Raw genomic sequence first — 10364 nt, forward strand, 5'->3', positions numbered from 1 at the left:
AACTCAGACCAGTCCAATTTGTCCGACAAGTCAGCCCCGTCAAAAAACCTTTTTTATCACTACCACCCATTTGCTAATTTCCTAATTCTCTAATTTTCTATTGCCCGTCGTGCTACGACTGCCTGTGCGGCTCGCACCTTTGGCAAAGTTGATTACTGGTATTTCCGGTATTATTGGCATTATTGGCATTTCCGGTATTATTGGTATTATTGGTATTTCCGGTATTATTGCCTTTTCCCTCATTTGCTATTTCGCAATTATTTTGTACTTTTGCACCCAATAACTCAAAAAACAAACAAGCGTATGGCTAAGAATGTAGTGATTGTAGAGTCGCCTGCCAAGGCTAAAACCATTGAAAAGTTCTTAGGTAAGGACTACAAAGTAGTGTCCAGCTATGGGCATATTGTCGATTTGCCCTCCAATGAACTGGGCGTAGATATCCAGCACGGTTTTAAACCTAATTACCTCATCTCTAACGACAAAAAAAATCTTGTAAAAGAACTCAAAGCACTCACGTCCAAAGCCGAAGTAGTATGGCTCGCTTCCGATGAAGACCGTGAAGGAGAAGCTATTGCGTTTCATCTTTCCGAAACACTCAAACTAAAAAAGGAAAATACCAAGCGCATCGTTTTTAACTCCATTACCAAATCGGCTATTGAAAACGCTATTAAAAACCCTCGTGGTATCGATTATAATCTGGTGAATGCTCAGCAAGCACGCCGTGTACTCGACCGCCTCGTGGGCTATGAACTCTCTCCCGTACTGTGGAAAAAAATTAAAAGCGGACTCTCAGCAGGACGCGTTCAGTCGGTAGCAGTACGCCTTATCGTAGAACGCGAACGCGAAATACAAGACTTCAAAACGCAATCCTCTTACCGAATTACTGCCGAATTTATCACCTCAGAAGGCAAAGTTGTAAAAGCCTCTTTACCTAAGAATTTCAACACACAAGCCGAAGCTGAAAACTTCTTGCAACAGAATATCGGAGCGCATTTCAAAGTGCAATCATTAGAAACCAAACCAGCTAAGAAAATGCCTGCGCCCCCCTTCACTACTTCCACCCTCCAACAAGAAGCCGCACGCAAACTGCACTTCTCAGTAAGCAAAACAATGACGGTAGCCCAACGCCTCTACGAATCTGGTTTTATCACCTATATGCGTACCGATAGCGTGAATCTTTCACAAGAAGCACTCAACACTGCCAAAAACGCTATCGTACAACTCTTCGGAGCTCAGTACAGTCAAGTGCGCAATTTCGCCACTAAAAGCAAAGGCGCACAAGAGGCGCACGAAGCCATTCGTCCTACCGATATGAGTCGCACCTCTATCGCTGCTGAACCCGACCAGAATAAGCTATACGAACTGATATGGAAACGCACCCTTGCCTCACAAATGGCAGACGCTCAAATAGAGCGCACTACCGTAAAGATAGAAGCCGATAAGCACAAAGAATACTTCGTAGCCAATGGCGAAATGGTACAGTTCGATGGCTTTTTAAAAGTGTATTTAGAAAGTACTGACGACGAGGAAGAAGAACAAGAAGGAATGCTCCCTAATCTCAAAAAAGGAGAAGCTCTTACGCATCGTTATATTACTGCTACCGAGCGTTTCACTCGTCCACTACCTCGTTATACTGAGGCTTCGCTGGTGAAAAAGTTAGAGGAACTCGGTATCGGACGCCCATCTACTTATGCTCCTACCATTTCTACGATTCAAAATCGCGGTTATGTGGAACGTAGCACACTCGAAGGTGAAGTGCGCCCTTATCAGCAACTCACCCTTGCAGGCAATACTATCAAAACGCAAACTCTTAGCGAACGAGTAGGTGCCGATAAAGGCAAGCTTGTCCCCACCGATATAGGTAGTGTAGTAAACGATTTTCTCGTTTCCCATTTCGATACGATAATGGACTATAATTTCACTGCCAAAGTAGAAAATAGCTTCGACGAAATAGCCGAAGGCACTGAGAATTGGACAAAGATGCTCACACAGTTTTATAATCATTTTCACCCCGTAGTAGAAAATGTTGAAAAACATACAGGTCGTGAAACAGGTGAGCGCGTGCTGGGTACCGACCCTAAATCAGGTCGCCCTCTCAGCGTACGCTTAGGTCGTTATGGGGCTATGGCACAAATAGGTAATCCCGATGATGCCGAAAAGCCTATTTATGCAAGTCTATTGGCAGGTATGTCTATCGAAACGATTACTTTTGAAGAAGCTCTCAAACTCTTCGAGCTTCCTCGTCAGTTAGGCATTGTCGATGGTAAGAATGTAGAAGTGAATGTAGGGCGTTTCGGACCCTATGTGCGCTACGGCGATGCTTTTATATCACTTGATAAAGGTGAAGATGTTTTCAGTGTAACTCTCGAGCGGGCTAAGCAACTCATCGGCGAGAAGAAAAAAGCTGACGCTCCTATTGCCACCTATCAGGGAGTGGAAGTTACCAAAGGTGTAGGTCGTTTTGGTCCCTTTATTAAGTGGAACAACACTTATATAAACGTTACCAAAAAGTACAATTTCGACCATCTTAGTCAGCAAGATGTAGAAGAACTTATAGAAGATAAGCTCAAAAAAGAATCGGAAAAGGTAGTGAAAGAATGGGACGAAGGAGCTATCCGTATAGAGAAAGCCCGCTGGGGACGTTTTACCCTCCTCAAAGGTAAAACCAAAGTAGAACTCCCCAAAGACACCGATATAGCAACTTTCACCAAAGAACAAGCTCTTGCCCTCCTTACCGAGAAAGAGCCTAAACCTAAAAAAGCCCCTTCTAAAAAGAAATAATACAATAATAATAGGCTATCAAAAAGATAATATTTCTTTCTTGATAGCCTATTTTGTATCATAAAATAAGTATTCTTATAATACTGATTTTTTTAATTCCGCAATCATTTGGGTAGGGTTAGTAGCATTGAAGATAAAACTGCCTGCTACTAAGGCATCAGCACCTGCCTCTACAAGTGCTTTGGCATTCTTTAAACTCACTCCACCATCTATTTCTATAAGTGCGCGTGCCCCTACTTGTTCAATAAGTGCTTTAGCTTGACGCACTTTCTTATAAGTATTTTCAATAAATGACTGTCCACCGAACCCAGGATTCACGCTCATCAGCAAGAGTACATCTATATCTTGAATAACATCTTCCAACAAGGCGACAGGTGTATGCGGATTGAGGGCTACTCCTGCTTTCATTCCCTCTGCTTTAATTGCTTGTATAGTGCGATGCAAGTGCGTACACGCCTCGTAATGCACAGTAAGAATATTACTACCGAGCTTAGCAAAAGTGCTAATATAGCGGTCGGGGTCAATAATCATCAAGTGAATATCTAACGGTTTGGTAGCGTGTTTGTGAATCACTGAAAGCACGGGCATACCATAAGAGATATTAGGCACAAAAACACCGTCCATAATATCGATATGAAACCAATCAGCTTCGCTGGCGTTTACCATTTCAATGGCTTGTTGCAGGTTGCCGAAATCTGCAGCTAATAATGAAGGAGCGAGAATCATATTTTTAATGTTTAATGATTAATGTTTAGTGATTTATTTTATGAAGCAAAAGCAATTTTTAGTATACCATCGTCATTAGCCTACACTTCCTTCTAGCGAAATCTCTAAGAGTTTTTGAGCTTCTACAGCGAACTCCATAGGGAGCTTGTTAAGCACTTCCTTGCCAAAACCATTTACTATGAGTGAAATCGCTTTCTCGGTATCAATACCCCGCTGATTGCAGTAGAAAATCTGGTCTTCACCAATCTTAGAGGTAGTAGCTTCGTGTTCTATTTGAGCAGTAGGATTTTTAGCTTCTATATAAGGAAATGTATGCGCTCCACAGAGGTTACCCATCAATAGGGAATCGCATTGAGAGAAATTGCGTGCATTTTTAGCATTAGGCACTACTTTCACCAATCCACGGTAGCTGTTTTGTGATTTTCCTGCCGAAATACCCTTAGAGATAATCGTGGATTTGGTATTATTGCCTAAGTGTATCATCTTAGTACCTGTATCAGCTTGTTGGAAGTGGTTAGTAACCGCAATAGAGTAAAATTCGCCTATAGAATTATCCCCTTTGAGCACTACTGAAGGGTATTTCCAAGTAATAGCAGAGCCTGTTTCTACTTGCGTCCACGATATTTTGGCATTTTTCTCAGCCAAAGCGCGCTTGGTTACGAAGTTATATACACCGCCTTTACCGTCTTTATCACCAGGAAACCAGTTTTGAACGGTAGAGTATTTTATTTCGCCTCCCTCCATTGCGATGAGTTCTACCACTGCGGCGTGCAATTGGTTTTCGTCGCGTTTGGGCGCCGTACAACCTTCGAGGTAAGAGACGTAAGCACCTTCATCAACAATGAGGAGGGTTCGCTCAAACTGTCCTGTTCCTGCTTGATTGATACGGAAATAAGTAGAAAGCTCCATAGGGCAACGCACCCCTTTGGGTACATAACAGAAAGACCCATCAGAAAAGACTGCTGAGTTAAGAGCTGCGTAGAAATTATCGGTTTTAGGTACGACGGTACCAAGGTACTTACGCACCAAGTCAGGGTGTTTTTGTATCGCTTCGGAGATAGAACAGAAGATAATGCCTCGTTCTGCCAATGTTTTTTGAAAAGTGGTTGCTACTGAAACGGAGTCCATCACTACGTCCATTGCTACGGCAGATTTTTCATCTTCTACTCCCGCAAGGCGTTTTTGTTCTTCAAGAGAGATACCGAGTTTTTGGAAAGTTTCCAATAGCTGAGGGTCTACCTCATCAAGGCTGTTAAGTTTAGGTTTCTGTTTAGGAGCAGAATAATAAGCAATATCTTGAAAGTCGGGAGTTTCAAACTTGAGATTCGCCCAATGAGGAGGCTCTTCCATCGCTTGCCACGCACGGAAGGCTTCTAAACGCCAATCAGTCATCCACTGGGGTTCGTTTTTCTTTTTAGAAAGGGCTATTACCACTTCCTCATTGAGCCCTTTAGGAAAAGTTTCTGATTCGATATCTGTATAAAAGCCGTATTTGTATTCGCTGTTTTCTAATTCTTCTTTAAGTTCTTCTTCTGTATATTTAGTCATAATTGCTTTTAGATAAGAGGTAAGAGATAAGAGGTAAAAACTCCTCTTATTTATACCGAGATGCGATTTTACAAAGCGCAAAGATAGTACTTTAAATTGAATCTAAAATACTATCTTTATAATTATTTTGTTTGAGAGATAGAGTTTGCCTATAGTTAAGCTATTGGGTAAGACTGTCTAACAACTGATGTACTGCATCGCTATTCCAGCGTGCAATGCCGTCTTTCTGAGCGCGTACATAACCGTTTTTATCTACTATGTAACCTGCAGGAATCTTATCGGGGTCAAAAGGCTTTTTAGGAGCTTCGATAATGAGGTAGGTAACTTTGAAATGAAAATTGCGCTTTTGCATCATTTCATCTACTGGCTCAGGGAGCTCATTGGTGATGATGTAAAAATCCACTTTATCCTTATAAGCATCGTAGAGTTTTTCGACTGCATAAAGATCGGCTACACTGATTTCACGCCAAGAAGAGAAGAAGTATACAAATGATGGTTTCTTACCTTCGGTTTGGGAATAGTTAAACTGCACATTATTGCGGTCTTTCAGTTGCCAATCGAAGTCTATTTTACGAGCTTTATCAGCGGGAATAATATCTACTGATCCGGCGAAGATACGCTGTAGTAATATCTTACTTTCGTACCCCAAAGGAGTTACAAAGAAAGAGAGCACAAAAAGAATAAGTAGTAGGTTGAGTATGGTACGTTTTTTCATAAACTAATTTTATTGATAGCGATTGCAAAGGTAATACTTTTTTTTCTAATTGGGAAACTTACTTCAATATCAGACATCAAATAGCTTTTCGTGTTACTCATCTATTTAATTTATAATCAATTACTTTTTACTTCCTGTAATTGCACATTTTAAAGCTAATACACTTCCCAAATGTACTCCCTCGTGTGAAATATTGAAGTAAATAGCTTCTTCAATAGTATTGAGTTCGTACTCTATGCCCGTTACATAATGATTATAGTGCTTAAAAATTCCTTTTTGATAATCAGTTTCGAGCCAATTTACAGTGCTGATGAGAAGGTCTTTTAGTTCCTCTATCTCGGCAGAAGTAGGGATATGTCCATCAGGAATGGTGCCTTTGCGATAACGCTCTACAAACTCAGGGGTGAGATAAGTAGGCAGGTTGCTATTGGCATAGCAATAATTTTGCTGGGTGACCACGCAGTGAGCGAGATTCCACAAGATATTGTTTTTAAAGCCCGCAGGAATGATTGCTAATTCTTCGGGGGTAAAGCTATTGAGCAATTTGAGTTGTCGCTCACGCAATTTTCGGTATAAGGTAAATACTTCTTTCATATATTTAAAAATCAAAATCAAAGTCGTTAAGTTCATCTAATTTAGTACTCTCTTCTTCCGTAAGCACTTCTTGCAAAAGTTCGGCAGTAGCTTCTTTGCCAGTACCCCAAAGGTCTCCTAAAAGTTCAGCGATACTGTTCTTTTGGTTAGGCTCAAAATCGGAAAAAGCACGGCGCAAGAACACTACCGAGCGCATAAACTGCTCTTCGTCCAACTGGCGTACATAGTTGTCTAACTCTTGCCATATAATCGTACGCGATAACAATGCGTATCTATTTCTCCCTGAAAAGCCTTCAAACCACGAGGCTCCTAAATCGGCGGGGACACCTGCTGAAAGACGACGAGACACTTCTTTTCCACATTGTTCTTCAGTAGCTAAATTGTGCTCTAACAATATAGCAAAGGCTACTCCCGAGAGTTTGGTGTTCACATCGTCGCGCCACGCAAGGTGGGTGAGTTCTTTTTGCCACGTTTCAGTATCTACCAATTCGTATTGCTGTTCGGCTATGAACTCCATAGTATTGATAGCTTCTACTATTTGCTTAGAGGCTTTGTCATCACAAGATGAAGCATCTATCAGTAATAACGAAGCACGGAGGAAAAGCTGTTGCAAGATAGGTTTCAGCGGTTCGAGATTGAACTGACGCAGGTCGCCATACTGTATAAGCACCGAGAGCTCGTGTGCGGCAAAGGCAGTTTCGGCAAAACTATTACTATCTACCAAAAGGCGTTGCAGGGTGCTGAGCGCATTGCCAAAAATATGCGTAAGCTGACATTCGCAAGCCTGCCTAATGATTTTAGCCACCACCGAAAGGTCGGTGCTTTCGTTGAGCTGTTCTTTGAGTACAAAAGCTGTGGCTATTTCAAGCGTTTCACCTTTAAGGTTAGCTTCTACAATTTCTATTTCGACCTCAGGACTCCACTGTAACACCCATTTCTCTGCCCACGAGGCTTTATCCTGCTGTACGTGCTGCTGGGTGGCAAAGTGAATGCCCAACACTTCCAAGCGATGAAGGAATGTAGAGCGATTTAGGTCTATAAAAGCAGCTTCTTTGGTCTTTACTTTTAAGTTCTCACGCAGGTCGAGGGTGAGGTCTTGCGCTACCGCCGATTTGTAGTTGGTGAGCTTTAAGCGTTTCAGCTCTTGGTTCATATCCTCTTGTACGGGCGTCTGGCTCACCCCTTCGGGTAATGCCCCAATAGCCGTACCGATATCTACCTTATTGATAGCTTCGGCTACCACAGCAAGGTCTCCCCCACCAAAACAAGTAACTACTGCATCGTGGAGGTCTTGCAACACAGGGTAAGTACCGCCTTTCATAGCCGAAAGCACATTGGCAAGGCGCACCGCTTCAATTACGCTAGCAGAAGAGGCATTTTGCCCTTGAGCACGCAAGATTTTGGCTACTTTAGTAAGATAGACAGCTGAGAGCTGATTGAGGGTGTTTTCGTGCATCGTTTGCCACATCAGCTCAAAGTAATAAGGAGCTGTATTGCCCGCTCCATAACCCGTGCGGCTGCTGAGACGCAAATAGGAATAAGGCATCAGAGTGAGTTGAGAGGTAGCTTTGGGGAGCTTTTTAAGCTCGTCATCAGTCATAGCAGGCAGGCTGTTCTGGATACCTGATAAGTGGTAAGCCCCTACGATTACTACTATTTCTTCGGGTTTGAACTCGGTGCAAGCTTTAGCAATCTCACGTTTCATATATGCCTCACGAATGAGATTATACGAGAAATCGAAAGGCGCGTTTTCATATTCTTTATCTATGACCATTTGGCGCATTTCACCCGATTGTAAGGCAAGTGTGGGTGCAAAAGCATCAGGATTGAGATTGTGTTCAAAATGGCGTTCCCAATAATCTTCATAATCGGTTTCGCCCCCCTCTTCGGCTATTTGCTTGTAGAGGGTATTGTGGTAGAGATAAAATTCTTTGGCTTTTTCGGCTTCTTCCTCCGTGCGTTGCTCCTGCTTCAATTTCAGCATATTCTCCGAAGGCAAATCGATGAAACGAAGTGTTACCTTCTTCTTTACTCCCCAACATATTGCTTGATATTCGGGAGAATAAGATGCAAATGGATAAAGCACTGTTTCGATAGGCAATTCGGTAGTATAGCCCAGCATAGCGATAGGAGGTTTTACCCCCTTTTGCGCTATTTGAGACATCAGAGGGGTAGCATCGGCAGGACCTTCGATGAGAATACACTTGGGGTTGTTTTCCTCTAAGAAGGCGATTAAATGATAGGCTGCCGAAGGCGACAGATGCCTTACACCGAAAAAGTGAATGTTATTCATAATAACTGAGGGTGCGTTCTATAATTTGTCGGGGTTCACCGTTGATGAAAGTCGTTTTAGCAATCCAATTACCTCGATTATCGTATTTATACTCGTAAGTCGCTACATTCTTCTGTTTTTGAGGTAGTTTATTTTCTGCTTGTAGTTTGATACAATCTCCTTGACTATTGTATTTTTTGGTAGTAATATTCACCAACTTATTATCTTTGTCGTAAGTGCGATTGCGTTCGGCTAAATGCTGTTTATTGAACTTGCTTTCTACCCTTTGCAACAGATTGCCCTGAGCATCGTAGTAGCGCATCTCGACAGGGTCGCCTTGTTTGTTGTAAGTATAAGCTATAGTAGACTCTAACTGATTGGCGTGATAAGTTTCCTCTTTTAGCACTTTGCCATTGGTATCTACTTGATAGTTGTAATGTGTTTTTAAGAAGCCCCCAGGTGAGTAGGTTGCATCTTTGATAAGATAGCCTTCGGGGTTGTAGACATAAAGGGTTTTATCGGAATTGTAACGGGTTTCAAACAGTTGCCCTTGCGGATTGTAATAGTATTCCATACGACTGTACAACTCACCGTTTTTAAAGAAAAAACGCATTTGAGTAAGATATCCATTGGGATTGAAATCTTTTTGAAGATTGTCGAGGTTACCTATCTTGACTACTGTATCCAAATCGCGGTCGATAGCTCCTTTTACGAATGTTTTTCCTTGGATAACTACCTCATAAGGGATACTGCGCTGACTTTTCACTTTTCCTTTGAGTCCTGAGAGTTCCCAATCGGTAGGGGCTTTGTGTTGAGCGGTGAGGATAGTGGTTGCGATAAATAGGATAGATGTGATTAAATATTTCATTAGTTATGAGTTAAAAGTTATGAGTTATCAATTAAGAGTTATGAGTTGTGCAAAGGTAGGGATTAATTATGAATTGGCAAAAAAAGAAAGAGGAATTGATTATTTTTAGTCAATCCCTCTTCCTCGTTTAATCAAAATTCAGTATTAAATTACTTCATTGAGGTAGGCTTTGAGCATCCAAACGGTTTTCTCTTGTTCGGTTACAAAGTCGCTCATTAGATTATTAGTCCCTTCATCACCTATTTCGTCGGAGAAGTCTAACAATTCTCTTTCCAAAGGTAATAAAGTGCTAATGGTATTGATTATCAAGCGTACGGTTTTATCATCGTCGAAAATGTTTTCGCCTACGGGAACAGAAGTGTGCTTTACATAGCTTTCGAGAGTGTGAAAAGGCACGCCACCGAGGGTAAGAATACGCTCAGCTATTTCGTCGACTTGTTCTTGTGCGGTATTATAAAGTTCTTCGAACTTCACGTGTAGTTCAAAGAAGCGTTTTCCTTTTACGTTCCAGTGTACACCGCGCAAGTTTTGATAATACGTTTGATAATTGGCAAGCAGTACATTTAGCAAGCCGATTTCTTTTTCTACTTTGGCTTTATCAAGCCCTAAGGTATTTAAACTCATAATTTGTTATTTTAAAAATTCTACGGTGCAAAGATAGCAGTTTTTTTGCAAAGAAGAGCTACTGGATTTATAGATTTTTTTAATTTTAAAATAATGGTAATTAATAGTAGAGAATGAGAAAATGAGAAAATGAGAGAATTAGAAAATTAGCAGATTAGTAAATGGAGGCGGAGAAAAACGAAAGATATCAGAAGTGAGTTAAGAGGATTTTTGATGAAAAAAGGCTATGAGAAGGG

Annotated in this window: 8 protein-coding genes; 1 reads left to right on the plus strand and 7 read right to left on the minus strand. The window is 41.5% G+C overall.

Features of this window, described 5'->3' with window-relative positions:
* Positions 1–303: 303 nt before the first annotated feature.
* On the plus strand, positions 304–2781 hold the full coding sequence (gene topA / locus HMPREF9078_RS01650; protein WP_009418982.1) for a type I DNA topoisomerase: 2478 nt from the start codon (positions 304–306) through the stop codon (positions 2779–2781).
* 75 nt (positions 2782–2856) lie between these two features.
* Here the strand turns inward: topA and rpe are convergent, their stop codons facing one another.
* The 7 genes from rpe to HMPREF9078_RS01685 all read right to left on the minus strand — a co-directional run bounded on the left by rpe (position 2857) and on the right by HMPREF9078_RS01685 (position 10128).
* Complete coding sequence (gene rpe / locus HMPREF9078_RS01655; protein WP_009418983.1) at positions 2857–3507, minus strand: ribulose-phosphate 3-epimerase; 651 nt, start codon at positions 3505–3507, stop codon at positions 2857–2859.
* Between the two features lie 75 nt (positions 3508–3582).
* Positions 3583–5055, minus strand: coding sequence for a Fe-S cluster assembly protein SufB (gene sufB, locus HMPREF9078_RS01660; RefSeq protein ID WP_009418984.1), 1473 nt, complete (start codon positions 5053–5055; stop codon positions 3583–3585).
* 160 nt (positions 5056–5215) lie between these two features.
* Complete coding sequence (locus HMPREF9078_RS01665) at positions 5216–5770, minus strand: redoxin domain-containing protein (RefSeq protein WP_002673497.1); 555 nt, start codon at positions 5768–5770, stop codon at positions 5216–5218.
* Between the two features lie 120 nt (positions 5771–5890).
* Positions 5891–6364 (minus strand): DinB family protein, encoded by a 474-nt coding sequence (locus tag HMPREF9078_RS01670; RefSeq protein ID WP_034542534.1) that lies wholly within the window; start codon positions 6362–6364, stop codon positions 5891–5893.
* 4 nt (positions 6365–6368) lie between these two features.
* Positions 6369–8657: a DUF5682 family protein gene (locus tag HMPREF9078_RS01675; RefSeq protein ID WP_009418986.1), complete on the minus strand. Its 2289-nt coding sequence runs from the start codon at positions 8655–8657 to the stop codon at positions 6369–6371.
* Complete coding sequence (locus HMPREF9078_RS01680; protein WP_009418987.1) at positions 8650–9504, minus strand: hypothetical protein; 855 nt, start codon at positions 9502–9504, stop codon at positions 8650–8652. Before HMPREF9078_RS01680 ends, HMPREF9078_RS01675 begins: the two co-directional genes overlap by 8 nt.
* 144 nt (positions 9505–9648) lie before the next feature.
* Positions 9649–10128 carry a Dps family protein gene (locus tag HMPREF9078_RS01685; protein ID WP_009410597.1) on the minus strand — a complete coding sequence of 160 codons (480 nt, stop codon included), beginning with the start codon at positions 10126–10128 and terminating at the stop codon, positions 9649–9651.
* Between the last annotated feature and the right edge of the window lie 236 nt (positions 10129–10364).

The organism is Capnocytophaga sp. oral taxon 380 str. F0488, assembly GCF_000318255.2.
Classification (GTDB): domain Bacteria; phylum Bacteroidota; class Bacteroidia; order Flavobacteriales; family Flavobacteriaceae; genus Capnocytophaga; species Capnocytophaga ochracea.

Coding starts and splice junctions, on each gene's coding strand:
- topA (WP_009418982.1), top strand. CDS start 304: ATGGCTAAGAATGTAGTGATTGTAGAGTCGCCTGCCAAGGCTAAAACC.
- rpe (WP_009418983.1), bottom strand. CDS start 3,507: ATGATTCTCGCTCCTTCATTATTAGCTGCAGATTTCGGCAACCTGCAA.
- sufB (WP_009418984.1), bottom strand. CDS start 5,055: ATGACTAAATATACAGAAGAAGAACTTAAAGAAGAATTAGAAAACAGC.
- HMPREF9078_RS01665 (WP_002673497.1), bottom strand. CDS start 5,770: ATGAAAAAACGTACCATACTCAACCTACTACTTATTCTTTTTGTGCTC.
- HMPREF9078_RS01670 (WP_034542534.1), bottom strand. CDS start 6,364: ATGAAAGAAGTATTTACCTTATACCGAAAATTGCGTGAGCGACAACTC.
- HMPREF9078_RS01675 (WP_009418986.1), bottom strand. CDS start 8,657: ATGAATAACATTCACTTTTTCGGTGTAAGGCATCTGTCGCCTTCGGCA.
- HMPREF9078_RS01680 (WP_009418987.1), bottom strand. CDS start 9,504: ATGAAATATTTAATCACATCTATCCTATTTATCGCAACCACTATCCTC.
- HMPREF9078_RS01685 (WP_009410597.1), bottom strand. CDS start 10,128: ATGAGTTTAAATACCTTAGGGCTTGATAAAGCCAAAGTAGAAAAAGAA.